This window comes from Streptomyces sp. GL_140 (assembly GCF_057834465.1).
In genome coordinates this window covers 6,892,568-6,912,605 of record NZ_CM174404.1, presented here as the reverse complement: position 1 = coordinate 6,912,605, position 20,038 = coordinate 6,892,568, and the positions used below count along the sequence as shown (strand labels likewise).

14 protein-coding genes and 1 pseudogene are annotated in these 20,038 nt (G+C 70.9%); 4 read left to right on the top strand and 11 right to left on the bottom strand.

Features of this window, described 5'->3' with window-relative positions; genetic code table 11:
- Window positions 1-64: 64 nt before the first annotated feature.
- The 3 genes from AC3IYJ_RS32245 to AC3IYJ_RS32235 form a co-directional block, all read right to left on the bottom strand.
- Complete coding sequence (locus tag AC3IYJ_RS32245) at window positions 65-889, bottom strand: inositol monophosphatase family protein (RefSeq protein ID WP_489398031.1); 825 nt, start codon at window positions 887-889, stop codon at window positions 65-67.
- A gap of 295 nt (window positions 890-1,184) precedes the next feature.
- Complete coding sequence (locus AC3IYJ_RS32240) at window positions 1,185-1,448, bottom strand: hypothetical protein (RefSeq protein WP_489398030.1); 264 nt, start codon at window positions 1,446-1,448, stop codon at window positions 1,185-1,187.
- 102 nt (window positions 1,449-1,550) lie between these two features.
- A complete protein-coding gene (locus tag AC3IYJ_RS32235; protein ID WP_489398029.1) occupies window positions 1,551-3,947 on the bottom strand; it encodes a tetratricopeptide repeat protein in 2,397 nt (798 codons plus the stop codon).
- A gap of 180 nt (window positions 3,948-4,127) precedes the next feature.
- On the opposite strand from AC3IYJ_RS32235, the gene AC3IYJ_RS32230 reads away from it, so the two are divergent.
- The 4 genes from AC3IYJ_RS32230 (at window position 4,128) to AC3IYJ_RS32215 (ending at window position 9,959) form a co-directional block, all read left to right on the top strand.
- Complete coding sequence (locus AC3IYJ_RS32230) at window positions 4,128-4,583, top strand: carboxymuconolactone decarboxylase family protein (RefSeq protein ID WP_489402996.1); 456 nt, start codon at window positions 4,128-4,130, stop codon at window positions 4,581-4,583.
- A 106-nt stretch (window positions 4,584-4,689) separates the two neighbouring features.
- On the top strand, window positions 4,690-5,178 hold the full coding sequence (locus tag AC3IYJ_RS32225) for an iron chaperone (protein WP_489398028.1): 489 nt from the start codon (window positions 4,690-4,692) through the stop codon (window positions 5,176-5,178).
- A gap of 124 nt (window positions 5,179-5,302) precedes the next feature.
- Window positions 5,303-5,749 carry a CU044_2847 family protein gene (locus AC3IYJ_RS32220; RefSeq protein ID WP_489398027.1) on the top strand — a complete coding sequence of 149 codons (447 nt, stop codon included), beginning with the start codon at window positions 5,303-5,305 and terminating at the stop codon, window positions 5,747-5,749.
- Window positions 5,712-9,959 (top strand): nSTAND1 domain-containing NTPase, encoded by a 4,248-nt coding sequence (locus AC3IYJ_RS32215; RefSeq protein WP_489398026.1) that lies wholly within the window; start codon window positions 5,712-5,714, stop codon window positions 9,957-9,959. The genes AC3IYJ_RS32220 and AC3IYJ_RS32215 overlap by 38 nt, the downstream gene beginning before the upstream one ends.
- Window positions 9,960-9,963: 4 nt before the next feature.
- Here AC3IYJ_RS32215 and AC3IYJ_RS32210 read toward each other — a convergent pair whose 3' ends face one another.
- The 8 genes and pseudogenes from AC3IYJ_RS32210 to AC3IYJ_RS32175 all read right to left on the bottom strand — a co-directional run bounded on the left by AC3IYJ_RS32210 (window position 9,964) and on the right by AC3IYJ_RS32175 (window position 19,660).
- Window positions 9,964-11,214, bottom strand: a complete 1,251-nt coding sequence (locus AC3IYJ_RS32210) for a sensor histidine kinase (protein ID WP_489398025.1) — start codon at window positions 11,212-11,214, stop codon at window positions 9,964-9,966.
- Window positions 11,215-11,229: 15 nt separating this feature from the next.
- Window positions 11,230-12,009, bottom strand: coding sequence for a two-component system response regulator CseB (gene cseB, locus AC3IYJ_RS32205; RefSeq protein ID WP_489398024.1), 780 nt, complete (start codon window positions 12,007-12,009; stop codon window positions 11,230-11,232).
- A gap of 43 nt (window positions 12,010-12,052) precedes the next feature.
- On the bottom strand, window positions 12,053-12,949 hold the full coding sequence (locus AC3IYJ_RS32200) for an endonuclease/exonuclease/phosphatase family protein (RefSeq protein WP_489402995.1): 897 nt from the start codon (window positions 12,947-12,949) through the stop codon (window positions 12,053-12,055).
- A 267-nt stretch (window positions 12,950-13,216) separates the two neighbouring features.
- Window positions 13,217-14,215: a TIGR03842 family LLM class F420-dependent oxidoreductase gene (locus tag AC3IYJ_RS32195; RefSeq protein ID WP_489398023.1), complete on the bottom strand. Its 999-nt coding sequence runs from the start codon at window positions 14,213-14,215 to the stop codon at window positions 13,217-13,219.
- Between the two features lie 35 nt (window positions 14,216-14,250).
- Window positions 14,251-15,186: pseudogene (locus AC3IYJ_RS32190) on the bottom strand (amidohydrolase family protein); the annotation flags it as partial.
- Window positions 15,187-15,401: 215 nt separating this feature from the next.
- A complete protein-coding gene (locus AC3IYJ_RS32185; RefSeq protein WP_489398022.1) occupies window positions 15,402-17,585 on the bottom strand; it encodes a hypothetical protein in 2,184 nt (727 codons plus the stop codon).
- Window positions 17,586-17,908: 323 nt separating this feature from the next.
- Complete coding sequence (locus AC3IYJ_RS32180) at window positions 17,909-19,087, bottom strand: helix-turn-helix domain-containing protein (protein WP_489398021.1); 1,179 nt, start codon at window positions 19,085-19,087, stop codon at window positions 17,909-17,911.
- Between the two features lie 69 nt (window positions 19,088-19,156).
- Complete coding sequence (locus AC3IYJ_RS32175) at window positions 19,157-19,660, bottom strand: hypothetical protein (RefSeq protein ID WP_489398020.1); 504 nt, start codon at window positions 19,658-19,660, stop codon at window positions 19,157-19,159.
- Window positions 19,661-20,038 lie beyond the last annotated feature (378 nt).

The following is a 20,038-nucleotide window of genomic DNA, read 5'->3' as shown; positions in this document are numbered from 1 at the left end:
TCACCGCCCCCAGGGTATTGCGCCTGTCCAGACGCGAATTCCGCGGGCTCCTGCCGCCGTCGGCTCACTCGCCCCGCAGCAGCTCCCGGATCCGTACCGCCGTGGCCTCGTCGCGGCCGACCGCGAACGGCAGCGCGTTGTCCCGGTCCACCCGGAAGGGGATCCGGTCCACCGTGCTCTGCGCGCCACCGGCCTCCGCGACCAGCAGCAGCCCGGCCGCATGGTCCCAGGCCGAGGGCCAGTTGAAGGCCAGTCCGTCCATCTCGCCCCGGGCCACCCGGAGGTACTCCAGCCCCGCGGAACCGCACGGCCGCGAGGTGACCCGGGGCACCTCCAGACGCGCCAGGATCCGCCGGTCCTCCTCGGTGGTGTACAGCGGGTGGGCGGTGGCCACGCGCAGTTCGGCACCCGGCTCCGGCGAACCGCTGCTGATCCGCACGCCGTTGACGTGGGCGCCCTGTCCGCGGACGGCGGTGGACATCTCCTCCAGCGCCGGGGCGAAGGTCCAGGAGGCGAGTATCTCGCCCCGGTGCGCGAGCGCCACCAGCGTGCAGAACGCCGGGTCGCCGTGCACGAACTGCCGGGTGCCGTCGACCGGGTCCACGATCCACACCGGCGCGTCGCCGCGCAGCGCCCCGTACACGGCGGGGTCGGCGTGGACCGCCTCCTCGCCGACCACGGCGGAGCCGGGCAGGATCCGCGTCAGCTCGGCCGTGAGGTACTCCTCGGCCTTGCGGTCGGCGTCGGTCACCAGGTCGTGCGGGCCGCTCTTCTGGTCCACCTCGTGGTCGGCGAGCTGGCGGAATCTCGGCATGATCTCGATCGCCGCCGCCTTGCGGACGGCCTCGTCGACGGCGGACAGGTCACGGGCGAGGAATTCTTCGATCATGTCTCCAGCAAAGCACGCTCCGCTGACAATCCCCACCGGCGAACGGGACGGGCGGCGGACCCCCCAGTGGACCGCGGGTGAACGGGCCGGCCGCCCGTGGCCGCGTGCCGGACGGCTCCGGGGCCGCCCGGACACCCGGCGCAGTCGGCCGGGGACGGACCGGAGCCGGTGCCACCTCCTGGTGGGCTCCACCCCGCCGTGCCGCACCGGCCGACCCCCTCAGTTCCCGCGCACCGCCCCGCCGGGGCCCGGGACGCCGTAAGGACGCCCAGTGGGTGGCGAGGTCGCCGACCACCTATTGCTGCGGGTCCATGTGCTCGAACTGGACGTCGACCTGGCTCCGCGGAGCCAGGTGCTCGGACTGACCGTCGACCAGGCTCTGCGGAACCAGGTGCTGGAAGTTCCCGTCCATCAGGTACCGCGGGCCGTTCTGGATGTACTGCGGGCCCTGGCTCAGCGGGGCGACGGTGCTGTGGTTGTCGGCGAAGGCCGGTCCCGCACCCAGTGCGGCCAGCGCGAAGGCGGCGCCGGCGGCTATGGCGGTGGCTCTGACGTTCATGACGGTCCCCCCGGGTCCGGCCGGCCCGCGGTCGGACCGGCTCGGGACCCAAACTGTCAGGCGCGGACGGCGTCGTGCAACCGGCGCGGGACGGTCCTTCCGTCAGCGGGCCGCCGCCGCCTCGTCGAGCAGCAGCGCGATGCCCTCCTGGGCCAGCGATTCCTCGTACTTGTATCCCAGCCTCGGGGCCAGTTCCAGCGCCTGCCGGTGCAGCCGCAGGGCCTCCTCGGGCCGGCCCGCGAGCCGGCAGGTCTCGGCGTAGCCGTTGAGGAAGCGGATCTTCCAGTGCTCCTCGAACAACTCGTCCAGCAGCGCGAACGCCTCCCGGTGGCTGGCCAGGGCCTCCTCGTACCGGCCCATCCGGCGCAGCGCCACGCCCAGGCAGTTGAGGGACCACGCCTCGTTGTTCACGTGCCCGTCCTCGCGGGCCAGTGCCAGCGCCCGGTGCAGGTGCTCCGCCGCCTCCTCGGGCTCCTCCCCCGCGAGGGCCACGCCGAGAGTGATCCGGGCCGTCAGGGTGGGCGGCCACGCGGCGTCCTCATGGGGAACGTCCAGCACTTGCCGGGCCCGCCGCGCCGCCTCCTCGCGGTGTCCCAGTTGCAGCAGGGCCCAGGCCTCCGAGGCGGCCGCATGGGCCGCGCCCGCCGGGGATCCGGCCTGCTCGTACAGCTTCCCGGCCAGCCGGAAGAGTTCGAGCGGCTCCTCCTCACCCCCCTGGTCCCAGCTCAGGTATCCGCGGCGCAGGGTCAGTTCGGCCTCCGCCCTGACGTCGCCCGCCTGGGCCACATGGAGTCCGGCGGCTTCGTACGCGGCCGCGGCGTCCGCCATCCGGCCCGCGTTGTAGCGCGCGAAGCCCAGGTCGCTGCAGGCCTCGGCCAGTTGCAGCGGATCGCCCAGGCGCTCCGCGGCGGCCAGCGAGCGCTCGAAGAGGTGGTTGAGGTGCGTCGTGCCGCAGCGTCGCGCGAAGTACGCCCGTAGGAAGCGCGGCAGTTCGCACACGTGGGCGTCGGCCCCGACGGCGGCCGCCGTCTCGAAGACGGCGATCATCGTCTCGTACTCCGAGGTGAGCCAGGCGAGGGCCGCATTCTTGTCCGCGAACCGCGGCAGCTCGGCCGGGGGCCGCCCCGCGGACGGGGCGCGTCCGGGCGAGAGGACCGGCATCGCGGCGTCGGCGGCGGCCGCCGCGTGCACGTAGTAGTCGAGGAAGCGGCCCAGCGCCGCCTCCCGCTCGGCCTGCGAGTCCTGCTGCGCACAGGCCTGCCGGGCGTGCTGGTGGACCAGGTCGTGCAACCGGTAGCGGCCGGCCGTCGGCTGCTGGACCAGGTGCGCGTCGACCAGGTCCTCCAGCGCCTCCTGGGCGGCGTACAGCGGCACGTTCGCCAGGGCCGCCACCGCGTACTCGTCGAAGGATCCTCCGGGAAACAGCCCCAGCAGCCGGAACAGCCGGGCCCGGGGCCGGTCCAACTGCCGTACGGACATGGCGAACGCGGTGTCGAACTCGCTCGCCCCCCGCGCCATCCGCTCCACGAGGATGCCCACGGTCCAGCCCGGCCGGTGCCGCAGCCGGGCCGCGGCCAGTCGCAGGGCCAGCGGCAGATGGCCGCACAGCCGCAGCACCTCGGCGGCGGACTCCGGTTCGCGGGCGAGCCGGCCTTCGGGACCACCCGGGTCACCGCTGGCGCGGGCCAGCAGCTCCGCGCTCTCCTCCGGGCTCAGCACGTCGAGCGAGACCGGGGGCACCTCGTCCAGGCCCAGCAGCCGGTTGCGGCTCGTGATCAGGACCACGGAGGGCCCGGCGCCGGGCAGCAGCGGGCGGACCTGGTCGGCGTCGGCCGCGTTGTCGAGGACCACGACGGCCCGCCGCCCGGCCAGTTCCGACCGCCAGCACGCGGCGAGCTGCTCGAGGCCCTCCTGGGGGACCCGCTCGGACGGGACGTCCAGCGCGCCGAGCAGCATCCGAAGCGCGGAGTCGGGATCGAGCGGTTCCCGGCCCTCGGTGAATCCGTGCAGGTCCACGTAGAGCTGGGCGTCCGGGTACGCGTCGGCGAGGCGGTGCGCGGCGTGCACCGCCAGGCAGGTCTTGCCCACGCCCGCCATGCCGTCCACGGCGACCACCTGGTGCTCTTCCACCGCGCCGAGCAGGGCGGCGAGTTCGCCCTCGCGCCCCGTGAAGTCCGTTACGTCGCGCGGCAGATCGTTGCGGGGCCTGGGATGCACCTGACGGGATGCCTTCGGAGGCGCCGGCAACGGGTTGGAGGTCCGCTCCCACAGGGGCCGCAGGGGGCGCGGGTCGCGTTTGACCAGGCGGCAGAGGGCGATCACCGCGGGCCACGGCGGCACGGTCTGGCCGCTGAGGTAGCGCGACAGCGAGGAGGAACTGAGGCCGGCGTCACGCGCGAGGGCCCGTACGCCCAGTCCGGACAGCTCCTGGAGCAGTCGCAGCCGCGCGGCCAGCTCCTCCTGCGGGCCGGACTGCGCCGTCCCCGGTTTCGAATCCACGGTTCCCCCGTATCTCTGTCCCGCCCCGGTGGAATTGTCCCGGGCCCGATCTCCGCTGGTCAAGGCCGTTCCGCCTGTCCCACGGTGTCCCACCGCCGTGGCCGCGACGCGGCCCGGCGGCTGTCATGGAGTCACACCCCGAGGGAACGGGGTACGGACCCGAAAGAGGAGCACATCATGATGCAGTCCCGCATGCAGAACCCCGCGGTCGTCCTGTCCGGCGCCATGCAGCCCATCCAGGAGATCTTCAAGGCCGCGCACTCCGGCGGGGTGGAGGGGCAGATCCTGGAACTGGTGCACCTGCGGGTCAGCCAGATCAACGGCTGCAGCGCCTGCGTGGACGGCGGCGCCAAGACGGCCCGCAAGGCCGGGGTGAGCGACGAGCGGCTGGCCACGGTCGCCGCCTGGCGCGAGGCCCCTTACTTCAGCGAGGAGGAGCGCGCGGCCCTCACCCTGGCCGAGGCCGCGACCCGGCTGGCCGACCGCCCCGACGCGGTGAGCGACGAGGTCTGGGACACCGCCGCCACCTACTTCGACGAGAAGCAGCTCGCCGCGATCGTCCTGATGATCGGCGTCACCAACCTGTTCAACCGGCTCAACGCCGCGACCCGCCAGATCGCCGGCGCCTGGGGATAAGGGGAGCCGACCGCACCCGCCCCCGACCGACCTGCCGACCTGCCGACCTGCCGACCGGACCACGTCACTGATCACCGGCACCACCGCCTTCCTGGAGGAACCCGCGATGAACGACACCCAGAAGCCCGCCAAGAGCACCGCCGCGACAGCCGCGACCGCCGGATCGTTCGAGGGGTTCACGGCCGACGAGCGCGACGCGATGAAGGAGCACGCCAAGGAGCTGAAGGCGTCGGCCCGCCGCGGGTCCCGCGCCGAGAAGGCGGCGGAGGAGGAGGCCGCAGTGGTCGCGAAGATCGCCGAGATGCAGGACTCGGACCGGGTCATGGCGGAGCGGATCCACGCGATCGTCAAGGAGAACGCACCGGAGCTCGCGCCGAAGCTCTGGTACGGGATGCCCTCGTACGCCAGGGACGGGAAGGTGGTCTGTTTCTTCCAGAGCGCGGAGAAGTTCAAGGCGCGCTTCGCGACCCTCGGCTTCAGCGACCAGGCGCACCTCGACGAGGGCCCCATGTGGCCGACCTCCTACGCCCTGACGGAGCTGACCCCCGAGGCCGAGGCGCGGATCGGCGCGCTGGTGAAGAACGCCTCGAACTGAGTCTGCGGCCGGCGGGACGGGCCGTCGAGGAACCGTCGGCGGGGGTTCCTCAACCCCCGCACGGTCCGCCGCGGCCTCGTCTAGCCTGCTGCCGGTCGGAGAATTTCGAGCGCTGGAGGATCTCATGAGTGACCGTCAAGTACGCACGGTCGAGGTGCCCGTGGGCGAGGGCGGCGAGGATTTCGTCCGCGTGCAGATCCACGAGGTGGACGAGAGTCTCATCCGGGTGGGCCGCGGCGGCCGGTCCATAGCGCGGGCCGAGCAGTCGCTCGACGAGATGCTGGACACCGTACGCCCCGTGGCGGACAGCTTCGTGGGGAGGTTCCGGGGGCTCGTCCACGCGCCGGACGAGATCACGCTGGAGTTCGGGGTGTCCCTGTCGGCCGAAGCCGGCGTAGTCATCGCCAGCACCGCCACGGTGGCCAATTTCTCCGTCAGTTTGACCTGGAATCGCAGTGACGCCCGCAATGCCACCGGGGAAAACTCGCAGGGCGATCCGGCTCGGCGAGACCGGCAGGACGGGGGAGCACACAGTGACGGGGGAAGTGTGGACGGGGGCACGGAGTCCTGACGCGGCGCTGGCCGCGGCGGTCGTCCGTGTCAAGGGTGCGGACGGGATGGTGGGGGGCGCGGGCTTCCTGGTGGCCCCGGACCTGGTGCTGACCTGCGCCCATGTGGTCTCGGACGCGCTGGAGCGACCCCGGGACGAGGATCCGGCCGGGTCCGGGATCACGGTGGACCTCCCGCTCGCCGACGACCGGACCGACGGCGCCGAACCCCGCCAGTGGCCCGCCGTGGTCGAACGCTGGGTGCCCATCCACGCCAACCGCGCGGGGGACATCGCCCTGCTGCGGCTGCGGGAAGCGGTCCCCGGCGCGCACCCGCTGCTCATGGCCGACCCCGAGAGCGTCCTGGAGCACGGGGCGCTCGCGGTGGGGTTCACGGGCGGCGAACCCGGCGAGACCTGGTTCCGGGGCCGGCTCAGCGGGGCCACGAGCGAGGGCTGGCTCCAGCTGTCCCGGGCCGACGGAATGTCGGCGCACATCAGGCGGGGCTTCAGCGGCACTCCGGTGTGGGACGACGAACTGGGCGCGGTGGTGGGCCTGATGGTGGCGGCCCAGCCCGAACAGGACGCCCAGCAGGGCTACGTGCTGCGCACCCGGGCGATCGTGCGGGAGATCCCCGAGCTCGCCCGGGTGGTGCGCCCGCCCTCGCCCTTCCCCGGCCTGGAGGCCTTCCAGGAGACGGACGCCGACGCCTACTTCGGACGGTCCGAGGACATCGGGAAGGTCGTCACGGCTCTGAACGGCGACCGGCGGGTCGTCACCGTGTACGGACCCTCGGGCTGCGGCAAGTCGTCCCTGGCGCTGGCGGGCGTGGTGCCGCGCATGCGCCGGGGCGGGTACGAGGTCCTGACGCTGAACGCCGGGCAGATCTCGTCGCCGCGCGCCGCGCTCGCCACCGAACTGTCCCGGGCGACCCGGTCCGACCCCGACGACGTGGAGCGCTGGCTCACGTCCATCGGCCTCGCCGACACCTTCCACCGGGTCCGCGGCAAGGCCGGCGGCAAGCTGGTCGTCGTACTCGACCAGGCCGAAGCCCTCCTGGGGGACGACGCCGAAACCAAGATGGACGAGTGTGCCGACCTGCTGTTCTCGCGGCCGCCGACGAGCGGGCTGCGCGTCCTGGTCGTGCTGCGCGCCGACTTCATGGACGCCGTACTGAGGCACCCGCGCCTGGGGCCCGCGCTGCGCGACGGCACGGCGCTGCCGCTCACCCCGATGTCCCGGGAGCAGCTCCGGGCGGCGATCACCAGACCCCTGGAGCTGCTCCCGGCCGTGACGTACGATCCGGGGCTCGCCCAGCGGATCCTGGACGACACGGGCGGCGATCCCGGCATCCTCCCCCTGCTCGGGTTCGTCCTGCGGCAGCTGTGGGAGCGCCAGGCCGGTGGCCGCCTGCTGACCGCGGAGTACGAGGCCATGCGCGGTGTGTCCGGCGCGCTCGAATCCCATTCCGAAGCCGCCTGGAAGGCCTGTGTCGGCGGCCGGGAGGCCGTGGAGAGGGAGGCGCTGGCGCTCCTGACCGGCCTGGTGCGGATGCTGCCCGGGGGAACCCTGCCGCTGCGGCGCAGGCTGTCACGGCAGGAGGCCGGCGAGGAGCGGTGGCGGATCGCGCAGTCGCTGGCCGAGCGCAGGCTGCTGGTCCTGCACGGCGGCGAGGGCGAAGCGGAGACCGCCGAACTGGCCCACGAGTCCCTCATCACCACCTGGCCCACGCTGCGGCAACAGGTGAAGGCGGACGCCGAGTTCCTGGCGGGCCGGGCGGAGCTGGGCCACGACCGCGACCGCTGGGAGCGCGACGGAAGACCCAACCGGCTCCTGCCGGGGACACTGCAACTGCTGGTCGTCCGGGGCTGGCTCCACGGCCGTGAAAACGAACTGACCGACACTGAACGGGAGTTCCTGAGTCGGGCGCAGCGCCACAGCAAGCGGCTGCGCGCCCGGATGCGCGCCGCCTGGACCGCCTCGGCCCTGGTGCTCACGCTGATCGCGGGGCTCGGGACATTCCTCGTCTACCAGTCGGGCGTCAGCGAGAAGCGGCTGGCGGAAGGGCGCTCGCGCACACTGGCCACCCTGTCCGACGGGACGAGCGAGACCGATCCGGGTCTCGCGGCCCTGTCGGCCATCGCGGCCTACGAGGTCTCGCCGACCCAGGAGGCGCGCAGCGCGCTGCTCCGCCGCTGGGACGGGCTGAGGGACACGGCATTCGTGCTGTCCGGAGCCGAGGGAGGCATCGAGGCATCAGCAATGAGCTCGGACGGCCGCGTGACGCTGGCGACTTCGGAGCAGGGCCGCGCGACGCTGTTCCTCAGGACGGCGGCGGGCAGGGTCCTGCGCAAGCCGCTCGGCCTTCCCTCGAACGTCTACGCCCCGGCGGTCAGCAGGGACGGGCGCAGGATCGCCTACGTGCAGAGTCAGAGCGATGCCGTGGTCTGGCGCGACGTGGACCCCACGGCGTCCGAGGTCCTCGGGCCGGAGCAGACCCTGCGCGGCGGCGAGCTGAAGGAGGTCACCCTCGGGGCGCTCATGGGCGACCACCGCATCATGGCCTTCTCCCCCGGTGGTGACCTGATCGCCGCGGTGGCGCTCGACAAGCGGCTGCGGCTGTGGGACCTGAGGACGGGACAGCTTCGGCAGTTGCCGGACCGGATACCCGATCTCCAACAGGTGTGGTTCGGCCCGGACGGGAACACGGTCATCGGCGCGCGGAGCGAGGACGGGGCGGGAAGTCTGGACACCGCGATGGTCTCGGTCGACCTCCGTACCGGCGCGGTCCGTGAGCTGGCCCGGTCCGCCTACTCGGACAACGCCGCCGTATCGGGCAATGGCAGCGTGCTGGGCGTCTGCCGGCAGAAGAAGGAGGGCGACGAGACCAAGGCGGTCTACCTGGCCGTCGGCGTCGCGGACGGGCGGGAACTGAGCCGGTTCACGCCCGCGGGGAGCTACACCAGCTGCGAGCAGCCCGCCCTCGACGACACGGGCGAGCACGTCGCGGTCCACGTCCAGGGCGATTGGGCGCTGCTGGACACCCGCCCGGGGAAGGAGACGAAGCTCTTCGACGGGCCCACCCGCGTCAAGGCCGGCGGCCTGCCCCTGCTGGGGAGCCCGGACGAACCCGTCGTGGTGTCGCGGGGCAGCACCTCGGTGAGCGGACTGCGCCTGTCGGAGACGGACGGAACGACCGCCTACAGCACTCCGCAGCTGCTCGATCACGGCGACAGGATGGTGGTCCGGGTGGGCAGGAACGGCGACCGGCTGAGGGTCGCGGAGACGGCCCCTCCGGGAAGGACCCTCGCCGAGGTGAAATCCGACGCTTCGATCCCTCCTGACGCGCACCAGACCCTGGAGGTCAACCGCGCCGAGACTCTGGTGGCCGACGTGGCCGACGAGAACCGCATCGTGGTCCGGGCCCTTCCGGACCTGCACAAGGTGACGGAGTTCAAGACGGCCGCGCCGCCGCCCGCCTCGAAGGACGGGGGGAAGAAGAAGCTGGTGAGCTTCGTGTTCCTCAACGACAGCGAACTGGTGACCGACTCGGGCACGGTGGTCGAGCACTGGAACGCCGAGACCGGGCAGCGCCTCTCGCCGGCGTTCGACGTGCGCGATCTCGCCGGCGACGCGAAGGACATGCCGGAATTCTTCGTCAGCAGACACCCCCGGCCGGGACACGTGCAGGTCACCCTGGAGGGCGATCCGATCGTGCACGCCTTCGACCTGGAGACCGGCAAGGAGGACGAGGACCTGCGGATCGACCTGGGCCGCAAGGATCTCGTCACCGTCGCCCTGCACCCGGAGGGGCGCTACGCCCTGGTGCTGACCAGGGGTTCCATGGTGGAACTGTGGTCCGTGCGGTCCGGGCAGCGCCCGCACCGGATCCAGGGACCGCTCGGGCCGCTGGATTCCGGCCGGTGGACGGCGGGTGTCCTGAAGGGCTCCGGGTTCTACCTGGCCAACGGGAACTCCGTCCTCTTCCTGCGGGGCGAGGACCCCACCCACAACGACACCTACGACCTCAGCGGCAAGCAGGGCTTCCTCGACGGCACGGACGGCGGGACGACCGTACTGCGCGCCCCCTCGGACGGCGGCCCCATGGATGTGCTGAGACTCGACCCCGGGCTCTGGAAGCGCCATCTGTGCGGCGTCCTCGGCCGCGACCTGACCCAGGACGAGCGCGCCGTACTGCCCCCGGGGCTGCCGAAGACGCTCTGCCCGGCCTGACGATTCAGGCTGGGCCGGGAGCCAGGTCCAAGGTGGCGACCGCGCCCCCGTCCGGAGCGTTCGCGAAGGTCAGCCGGGCTCCGAGGACGCGTGCCTGCCCCTGCGCGATGGTCAGCCCGAGGCCGTGCCCGCGCCCCCGCTCGGGGGTTCCCGTGCGGAAGCGCTGCGGGCCCTCGTCGAGCAGCGTGGCGGGAAACCCCGGCCCGTGGTCCCGTACGGTGATCCGCGCGCCCGCGACGGTCACCTCGACGGGGGCGGCTCCGTGCCGGTGCGCGTTGGTCACGAGGTTGACCACGATCCGTTCCACCCGGCGCGGGTCGGTCTCCACCACCTGGGCGTCCCCGGCCGTGACGAGGGTCGGTGTCCCGGTCCGGCGCACGACGTCGGTGACCAGCTCGCCGAGCGGCACCGCGTCGGTCCGGGCCCGTTCGGCCCCGGCGTCGAGCCGGGAGATTTCCAGCAGGTCCTCGACCAGCCCGTTCAGGGCCCGGGCCCGGTCGCGTACGAGTCCGGCGGCCTCGTCGTCCTCCGGGAGCAGTCCGGCGGCGGTGGACAGGCCCATCAGCGGGGTGCGCAGTTCGTGGGCGACGTCCGCCGTGAATCGCCGTTCGCCCTCCAGTTTGCGCTGCAGGGCGGCGGCCATCTCGTCCACGGCCGCCGACATCTCGGTGATCTCGTCCCGGGCCCGGCCGCCGGGGCCGATCCGGGCGTCGAGGTCGCCGTCGGCGATGGCCTGGGCGGTACGGGAGCCCCGGCGCAGCCTGCGGTTCATCGGCTCGGTGGCCAGGGCGGTGAGCGGTACGACGACCAGGAGGGCGGCGAGCACGGCCTTGACGATGCTGCGGTCCAGGAGCTGCAGGCCGCGCACCTCGGCGCTCATGTCCGTCCGCGCGACGAGCACCCGGTCGCCCGCGACGGGCATGGCCGCCCACAGCCAGTACCAGTTGGGGGGTTTACGGTCGTACCAAGTCGCATAGGAGGCGTTCGTGTCCTTGGCGGCCAGTGCCCGCGCGAGCGGCGGGTCCAGCTGCTGCGGCGTGAGGACCTGGACGTCGAGCGGCGCGCTGCCCGTACGGGTGTACTCGCGCTCGGCGGCCTCCAACCGCGCGCCGACGCGTTCGAGTCCGGTCCGGTCGCTGCGCTCCGCCATCGCCTGGTGGACGAGTACGCCGATCACCGCGGCCACCGCGCAGCAGGCGGCCGCGGTCAGGGCGGCGATCTTCCAGCGCAGGGCGCGCGGGTTGAGGAATGCCATGTCCCGACCGGCTCCTCAGTCGCGGACGAGTTTGTAGCCGAAGCCGCGTACGGTCTCGATCCGGTCGGCGCCGATCTTCTTGCGCAGCCGCAGGACGCACAGGTCCACGACCCGGGTGTCGCCTTCCCAGCCGTAGTCCCAGACGTCGCGCAGCAGCCGGCGGCGGTCCAGCACGGCGCCGGGAGCCGCGGCGAACTCCAGCAGCAGGCGCAGTTCGGTGGGGGTCAGCGGGACGGGCCGGCCGCCCCGGTGCACCTCCAGGCCGAGGGTGTTCACGGTCAGGTCGCCGAAGACCAGGAGCCCGGGGGCCGTGCCGGCGTCCGGGGAGCCGGCCGACGACTCGGTGGGCTCCGTCGAACCCGTCTCCGGCTCGGGCCGCCGGAACGTCGCGCGGCGCAGCAGCGTACGGATGCGGGCGACGAGGACTGCGGTGTCGACGGGTTTGACGACGTAGTCGTCGGCGCCCGCCTCCAGTCCGGCGACCACGTCGAGGGCGTCACCGCGCGCGGACATCATCAGGACCGGGACCAGGCTCTCCTCGCGGATCCGTCGGCACAGCCCGATGCCGTCGAGCTCGGGCAGCATCACGTCCAGGATCAGCAGGTCGTGCGCACCGGCCCGGAAGGCTTCCAGGCCGTCGAGACCGTCCGCGGCCACGGAGACCTGGTAGCCGTAGCGCTCCAGGGACAGCTGGACGGCGCGGCGGATGGTGGCGTCGTCCTCGACGACGAGGACGCTGACGGGGTCGGGGACCCTGGGTTCCGGCACGCCACCTACTTGCTCATAAACGGACATATGCTCCGGCCATCGTAGTCAGTGGGTGGACCGTGCGGTGCGGTCACAGCTTCAGGGAGGCCGCGACGGGTAGGTGGTCGCTGCCGGTGGCCGGCAGATTCCACGAGGAGACCGGGGTCACGCCCTTCACCAGGATCTGGTCGATGCGGACCAACGGGAGGGAGGCGGGCCAGGTGAACCCGAAGCCGGCCCCGGCTTCCCGCTGCGCCGAGCGGAGCGGTTCGGTCACCGGCCCCAGGGCCGAGTCCTCGGTCGTCCCGTTGAAGTCGCCCATCACGACGACCCGGGGCAGCGGCTCGGCCCGTACGGCCTCGGCCAGATTTCCGGCCGCCTCGTTGCGGCACTCGGTGGTGAAACCGGCCCACGGGGTCACCCGCACCGACGCGAGGTGGGCGGCGAACACGGCGACGGGCCCGCTGGGGGTGTCGACCGTGGCCCGCACCGCGCGCGTCCAGGGCATGATCGGCACCGGCTCCACGCCGTGCAGCGGGTACTTGCTCCACAGTCCGACGCCGAGGTCCACCGAGTGGTACGGGTAGCGGGCCGCCAGCTCGCGCTCGTAGACGGGCGTCGCCTTGCGGGACAGCTCCTCCAGCGCGAGCACGTCCGCGCCCGACGCGGCGAGGGCCCGCGCGGTGCCCGCGGGATCGGGGTTCTCCTCGTCGACGTTGTGGCTGACCACGGTGAGGTCCCCGCCGGTGGAGCGCTTGTCGGTGAGCGTGCCGCCGAAGAGGGCGCCCCAGACGACCGCGGGCGCGAGGACGGCGACGGCCGCGAGCCGTGAGCGTCGTACGGCCGCCAGTACGAGCAGCACGGGGACGCCCAGTCCGGCCCAGGGCAGGAACGTCTGGAGCAGGCTGCCGAGGTTGCCGAACCCGTTCGGGACCCGGTCGTGCAGCGCCATGACCAGGGCCCCGAACAGAGCGGCGGCGGCGATCAGCCGGCCGCGTCGGCCCGTGGCGGCACCGCGCCCGCGAGCCCGTACGGCGTCCCGTGGCGCGGCGCCGGGCCCGCCCCCGGCGGTGGTGGGCTCGGCGCGGTTCGAAGTGCTCTGCACGGCAACGGCCTCCCGGCATCACGTACACCGGGAATCGGGTACCTCCACAGCCTCGGACCGACGCCCTTCCGAATGGTCAGGGCACCGCTTCGAGCACCGCGCGGCTGTGTTTCAGGTGGGTATCGCTCCGTGGGTCCTCGCCCGGAGTGGTCAGTCGAAGGACGGAATGATGTCGGAGCCGTACGCGTCGATCGTCGCTTCCCTCGCGTCGTGCATGGCGTACACGGCGAACTGGTCGACGCCCAGATCGCGTAGGGCCCGGAGCTTCTCGATGTGGGCCTCCGCCGGGCCCAGCAGGCAGAAGCGTTCGACGATCTCGTCCGGGACGAAGTCGGTGGAGGTGTTCCCAGTCCGGCCGTGGTGGCTGTAGTCGTAGCCGTGCCGGTCCTTGATGTACGCGGTCAGTTCCTCCGGCACCATCCCCGAGTGCTCGCCGTAGCGGGAGACCAGATCGGCGACGTGGTTGCCGACCATCCCGCCGAACCAACGGCACTGGTCGCGGGCGTGCGCCAGATCGTCGCCGACGTACGCCGGGGCGGCCACGCAGATGGTGATCGAATCCGGGTCCCGGCCGGCCTCGACCGCGGCCTGCCGGACCGCCTTGACCATCCACTCCGTCAGGAAGGGGTCCGCGAGCTGGAGGATGAACCCGTCCGCCTTCTGCCCGGCCAGGGCCAGCGCCTTCGGTCCGTACGCCGCCATCCAGACGGGCAGCTTCCCGTCCTTGATCCAGGGGATGCGGATCGGGTTGCCGTCGACCATCGCCTCGCGGCCTTCGGCGAGGTCGCGGATGACGTCCATGGACTCGCCGAGGCGGGCCAGGGTGTTCGGCGCCCGGCCGGCGACCCGCATCGCCGAGTCGCCGCGGCCGATCCCGCAGACGGTGCGGTTGCCGTACATGTCGTTGAGGGTGGCGAAGGTGGAGGCGGTGACCTCCCAGGTGCGGGTGCCGGGGTTCGTCACCATGGGTCCGACGTGGAGCTTCTGGGTGTTGGCCAGGATCTGGCTGTAGATGACGAACGGTTCCTGCCACAGGACCGCCGAGTCGAAGGTCCAGCCGTAGCGGAACCCGTTGCGCTCGCCGCGCTTCATGAGGCTCACGACCTGGGAGGCCGGCGGGTCGGTTTGCAGGACGAGGCCGAAGTCCATGCATGGCTCCTTGCTTCTGCGTGCGGGCTTGCGGCTTACAGGTACTGACAGGTGGAGCGGTGGATGAAGGCCCCGTGGCCGGCGCGGCCGGTGAATTCGCGCCGGTCGATGACGAGTTCGCCGCGCGAGAGGACCGTGTCGACGCGTCCGGTGATCCGCTTGCCCTCGTACGCCGAGTAGTCCACGTTCATGTGGTGCGTCTCGGCGGAGATGGTCTGCTCGGCGTGCGGATCGTAGAGGACGATGTCGGCGTCCGAGCCCGGCGCGATGGTGCCCTTCTGCGGGTAGAGGCCGAACATCCGGGCCGGGGTCGCGCAGGCGATCTCGATCCAGCGGCGACGGCTGATGTGCCCGTCCAGGACCGCCTGGTGGAGGAGGTCCATACGGTTCTCCACCCCCGGCAGCCCGTTGGGGATTTTGGAGAAGTCCCCGCGGCCGAGCTCCTTCTGGCCCCGGAAACAGAAGGGACAGTGGTCGGTGGAGACCACCTGGAGGTCGTTCGTGCGCAGGCCCCGCCACAGCGCCGCCTGGTGCTCGCGCGGCCGCAGCGGAGTGGAGCAGACGTACTTGGCGCCCTGGAAGTCCGGCTCGGCCAGGTTGTCCGTGGACAGGAACAGGTACTGCGGACAGGTCTCGCCGAAGACCGGCAGCCCCTTGTCGCGGGCCGCCGCCAGCTCGGCTACGGCCTCCTCCGCCGAGACGTGGACGACGTAGAGGGGGGACCCGGCCACCCTCGCGAGCTGGATGGCGCGGTGGGTGGCCTCGGCTTCGAGGAGCACCTTGCGGACCTCGCCGTGGTGGCGGGGGTCGGTCTCCCCGCGGGCCAGGGCCTGTTCGACGAGGACGTCGATCGCGATGCCGTTCTCGGCGTGCATCATGATCAGCCCGCCGTTGCCGGACGCCCGCTGCATCGCGCGCAGGATCTGCCCGTCGTCGCTGTAGAAGACCCCGGGGTAGGCCATGAACAGCTTGAGGACTCTAAGAACCCTCAAAAGCGCTCGCGTTGAGCGTTGCGAGAGTCTCAATGAGCCGCGGAGGACACGACGGCAGGATTCGAGCCCACGCCTTCGTGCCCTCCGTGCACCCATCGAAGCGTGCGCCGATCCCCAACTGGGCCCCAATGGAGGCCACCGGGGCCCTGGGGGCCGCCCGCCTGTAGTGAACGGGCCGCCAGGGAGTGCGCGGCTCAGGAAGCAGTGTGGTCCCGCTTCTGTTCGGCTCGGCGCCGCAAGTCGCGAACGACCTCACGCCAACGCCGCGAGTCGTCCCAGCTCCAGCTCTCGTGGCTGCCGGGCTCCCATTGCGCGAGCTCGTCCAGCTGCTTGATCAGAGCCTCTGGTTCGACAGGAGCGCGGTAGGTATGCCCGCCGTCGAGCTGGCCGGCGATGTCGTGGAGTTGGTGGGCAGCGTGGTAATAGGAGAGTTGGGTGTCGGTCAGTCGGCGCACCGAGTAGCCGCCGCACTTACTGCACCAGTCCCAGTCGTCGCGGGCGAGGAGCTCGGAGACGCTCAGGAGGTCGTCGTCATGCGCCAGACCTCGGTCCCGTGTGTGTCGGCAGAAGGGTGAATGTCCCTTTCCTTCGAAGGCAGGATCCGCGTTCGTTGCGTAGATCTGCACCCTTCGCAGAACGCCCAGCGGCAGGCTGCTACCGCCGCGCCAGCGGTCGGGGCCGGGCGCTCGGAACGGCGCCAAACGCAGTGGGCCGAGCGTGAGCAGTCCCTCCCAGAATGTGACCGACAGCGCGCCGGAACGTCCGATGTCGAGGCTGCGCAGGTCGTGGACGCCACGTGCGATGGCGAGCAGACGCAGGTTGCGCTCTTTCGCCCGCTCTCCGTGCGTCCACCGGACAGCTGCCTGAGCCCCGGCTGCAAGACCCAGGTCGACTCCGAGGCGGTCAGTATGCCCTGTGTTGTCGTGGTCCGCGCTGAGGCTCTCGTCGATCTCAGGGCTGGGATGGACCTCCCTGATCCACGGGTTGATCACGCTTTCGGGAAGGTCCGACGCTCCGGCGACGATGACGCCGAGCCAGCCCTGCTCGACGCGCTTCTCGATAGCCTGGAGGGGCAGGACCTCCGCTCCCCCACTCGTCGAGAAGACGATGTACAGCTGGTCTGCGGCGTAAGAGAAGTTCCGCAGCGCTCGCAGATGAGCAGGGGAAACAGGCTGGCGGTCGAAGACAGCGGTGTCGTCGAAGACACCGGGAATCACGGAGCCTCCTTGGGGAGCAGCCTCGAGCAGCGCAGCTTCGGCCCCGCTCACGCAGGCGAGGGGGCTCGCGGATGCAAGGAGCCTGTCGGCGACGAGGGAGGGAACCTTCAGCGTCATGGTGCGCTGGCTCCAGTCTGCGGTTACCGTCCAGGCCACCACCACTCCGAGAGTCCACCGATCCAGGCCGTCAAGGACACCACGTACGTCCCCGCACGCGACCTCCTCCGCCTCCTCCGGCAAGCGCGCCGTGACCCACACCATCGCTGTCTCATCCGTCATCGCGGCAGCAGCTCCGGCCTCGTCCTCCCAGGACTGGATCAGACGGGCGGCCCCCTCTAGGGCTTCCGCCCGCCCCTTCTTATTGGACCTGATGCCCTCCACGAGGTCGTAACGCCTGAAGGCCCGGGAGACCGCGCCCTCCCAGCCGTCTTCGGCATCACGCTGCCACCTGCGCCATAGCGCACTCAGGCCGGCGGAAACCTGCATGCCGCTGCCGAGAACCGCGAAAGCAGGATCGTCGGCCGGCAGCGGGGGTGTCTCCAGTACAGCAGCTGCGGCGGCTACGACGAGACCGGCCGGTTCCACGAAGAGGGCCGCCTGTGCCCGAACAGTCTCCAGGTAGTCCTCCTTCGCCAACAGCTTCGGCCGCGCCCAATCCATCAGCCAAGGGAAGTCAGCGATGATTGCCTGTGCTCGGTCAAGGCTCCCCGCGGCATGACGCCAACGAGACAAAACCTCCTCCTGCAGTTGGTTGGCCTCCCTACGGGCTTCCCACCGCTCGTCGTCGTCCTCGTCGTCTTCAACATCCCGCTTCGTGCGCAGGAGCTCGGCTGCGGCCCGCACCTCCTCCTGAGTCCAGTACACGTCCTCGTCCGGCTCCACATAGGACTGCAGCTGGTGAAGCAATCCCAAGCCGCTGAGCGCCCCCATGAAGATGCCCAGCCCGGACGTCGGCCGCGCCCTTGGCCCCCAGTCCGCGCAACCCGAGCAGAATCTGCCCACCACGTCCGCGTTCAACGGGACCTCAGTCGTGGTCACGTTGGCCGTGCGGAGCAGGCCGCATTCCCTCCGGACATGCAGTCTGGCGTTCTTTCCCTTCGCCGAGTAGATGGTGATCTTGGTGCCTTCGAACGGACCGAGCGGTACGTCGGCTGTCAGCATGCGGTCGCGCACTCCCTTCCCCCCTTGCCCTGCCTCGCGAGCTTAGAGGCGAGCAGTGACACATGCCTCCAGCGATGAATCGCCTGCCCCGCCGGATACCAGCCGGATCCGATGTCAGTTCGGTGCCTCCTCCAGGCGCTGGAGGACATCCAAAGCGGACCAGGCCCGGAAGCAGGCCTTCACGCAAGGAGGGAGCTCTCTTGACTCAATCGAGATCCCTAAATCTTCAAGTTGAGCAGCCCGCGGCACCCTCAACGAGCACAGATACCCAGCCGCACATGGCGTCAAGGAGCATTCGATGGCGCCTACCGGATCGCGCTCCTTCACCCACGAAGCGGAGCGCCGTGTAGGCCGGAACGTGGAGAGGACACACGAGCCGGGGCCGTCGTTGAACCAGCAGACCCGGAAGTCGGCGAGCCTACGGTGGACAGATGCCGCTTGGGAGTGGAAGCGGTCTGCTGTCCACCGCCAGCAACGGTTGTAAGGGTGAGACCGAACAGAAGTCTGTTCATCTCCTCGCCGGTCAACCCCACTTCCGCCGCGACTGCAGAAGGCCGGACGCCCTTCGTTCGCAGTGCCGCAAAGACCTTGGTCAGCACCTGTGACGTCTCCCGCTGCCCCATGCCCTCGGGTTCAGCAGAACGGAATCCCAACCGACTCAGTTCCGCGCATGTTGACCTGTACTGCCAATCCGTAAGCAGGCCAAGATCGTGCATGCGGTACGTCAGAGCCATCGCGGAAACCTTCCAGATCCGCTTGCCGCGAATAATCTGGTCGACATGGGCGCCCGACGGCATGTGGCCCAGAACGCTCGCCCTGGGCATGAGGAACGCGGATGCGAAGGCGTTTGCCTGCCGTTCGGCATCGGGCCCCGAGCAGGCATGCTCGCTGCCGTGCATCACTAGGTGCCCGAGTTCGTGCGCGGCGTCGAAGCGGCCGCGTTCGGCCGACTTGAGGGTGTTGAGGAACACGAAGGGCACGCCGGCACGCCACACCGCGAACGCGTCGACCTCAGCGTGGTCGGGGTCCAGGGAAAACACTCGCACCCCATGGGCCTCCAGAAGGTGCACCATATTCGGAGCCGGCGCCTCGCCCAGCTCCCAGCGGGTGCGGACCATTCCGGCGGCCGTTTCCGGGTCCGGCTTGCCCAGGGATGGCACGTCCACAACTGGAAGGCGGAAGCTTTCGGCGATCCAGTCGTAGAGCGTCGCACCGAGCGTTCCTGCCGCACGGGCGGCATCCAGCACCCGTGGCGAGGTCTTACTGCGCGCCCGCCACGAAATCCCGTCGGCAGGCAGTTCCTCTAGCGCCGGACCCTGGAAGAAGGCGGCGGGGAAGTCCAGGGCAGAGGCCAGCTTGTTCAGGGTGCCAGCGCGCGGAGCGGTTCGTCCCGTCTCGTAGTTCGACAGGCTTTGCATCGAGACCCCTGCCCGGTCCGACAGCTCGGCCAGGGTCAACCCCCTGCGCTTGCGTGCTAGGGCGATACGGGACGGGGTCACCATGTGGGAGCTGCCTCAGCTATCGGTGGTACTTGGTGGGGGCGGTGGACTCCGCCGCCCCCACCAACGGACTCAGCGGAAATCGACAGGGATGTCGATCTCCCCAGACCCATCATCGTTCAAGGGTTCGATTCCGTCCATCGCGAGTGCGGGAAGCGGAATCCGACTTCCCCATTCGACCACAAATCCATCCACGAACCTCTTAGGCCGCGACAGCTCGCAGTCGATACGCACCGCGTCTCCGACCTGCGTGCGGTACGACAACAGAAACCACGTCTTCAGCGCACAGCCTTCCTCTTCGCTGAGCGACACACCCCCAGGCCCCGCACCAGCCACGAACAGAGCGGTCTGGACGTGCGCCGCTCCCTCGCCCTCGTTGGCGCGAGTGACCTGCCCGGTGGCTGCGCCCCGGCGACGCCCGTTCTTCGGAAACAGGCTCGCCTGACCGGTGGCCGCATCGCCGACCATGACGCCCACCGCTATCGACCGGTCGGCGTTGCAAACCAGCTCCAGCCGGCCGTGCACGAGTCGCGCCCACCCTTCGTGCTCGATATGCAGCTCCCGGACGGTGCGCACGTGCGCCTCATAGGCTCGCCGCCCCCGGTCCCCGTTGGGTCATTGGGGACTGCGGTTCGCCGTGCCGCTTCGCCCGCACGTAGCACTTCATGCAGGTACTCCAACCTGGTCCCCATTCCACCAAGTTGAGCCCGTACATCATCGGACTCCGCAGGGGACGTTGACAGGGAGAATGGCAAGAAGACCTCCGGTAGGCGGCAGCTGAGTTACGGAGACCCTACCGCAAGCGGGGGGCCATTTTTATAAGATTTTCGCGATCTCGGACGGAGTCGGCAGCATCAATCCGACTGTGACGGCCTCCACTTGACGCACTCGCTCAACCGTGCACGATGCCAACGGCTTCCGGCGGACGGCCCACCTGTACTAGGCCAGCTCCCA

Coding starts and splice junctions, on each gene's coding strand:
- AC3IYJ_RS32245 (WP_489398031.1), bottom strand. CDS start 889: ATGATCGAAGAATTCCTCGCCCGTGACCTGTCCGCCGTCGACGAGGCC.
- AC3IYJ_RS32240 (WP_489398030.1), bottom strand. CDS start 1,448: ATGAACGTCAGAGCCACCGCCATAGCCGCCGGCGCCGCCTTCGCGCTG.
- AC3IYJ_RS32230 (WP_489402996.1), top strand. CDS start 4,128: ATGCAGTCCCGCATGCAGAACCCCGCGGTCGTCCTGTCCGGCGCCATG.
- AC3IYJ_RS32225 (WP_489398028.1), top strand. CDS start 4,690: ATGAACGACACCCAGAAGCCCGCCAAGAGCACCGCCGCGACAGCCGCG.
- AC3IYJ_RS32220 (WP_489398027.1), top strand. CDS start 5,303: ATGAGTGACCGTCAAGTACGCACGGTCGAGGTGCCCGTGGGCGAGGGC.
- AC3IYJ_RS32210 (WP_489398025.1), bottom strand. CDS start 11,214: ATGGCATTCCTCAACCCGCGCGCCCTGCGCTGGAAGATCGCCGCCCTG.
- cseB (WP_489398024.1), bottom strand. CDS start 12,009: ATGTCCGTTTATGAGCAAGTAGGTGGCGTGCCGGAACCCAGGGTCCCC.
- AC3IYJ_RS32195 (WP_489398023.1), bottom strand. CDS start 14,215: ATGGACTTCGGCCTCGTCCTGCAAACCGACCCGCCGGCCTCCCAGGTC.
- AC3IYJ_RS32185 (WP_489398022.1), bottom strand. CDS start 17,585: ATGCTGACAGCCGACGTACCGCTCGGTCCGTTCGAAGGCACCAAGATC.
- AC3IYJ_RS32180 (WP_489398021.1), bottom strand. CDS start 19,087: ATGGTGACCCCGTCCCGTATCGCCCTAGCACGCAAGCGCAGGGGGTTG.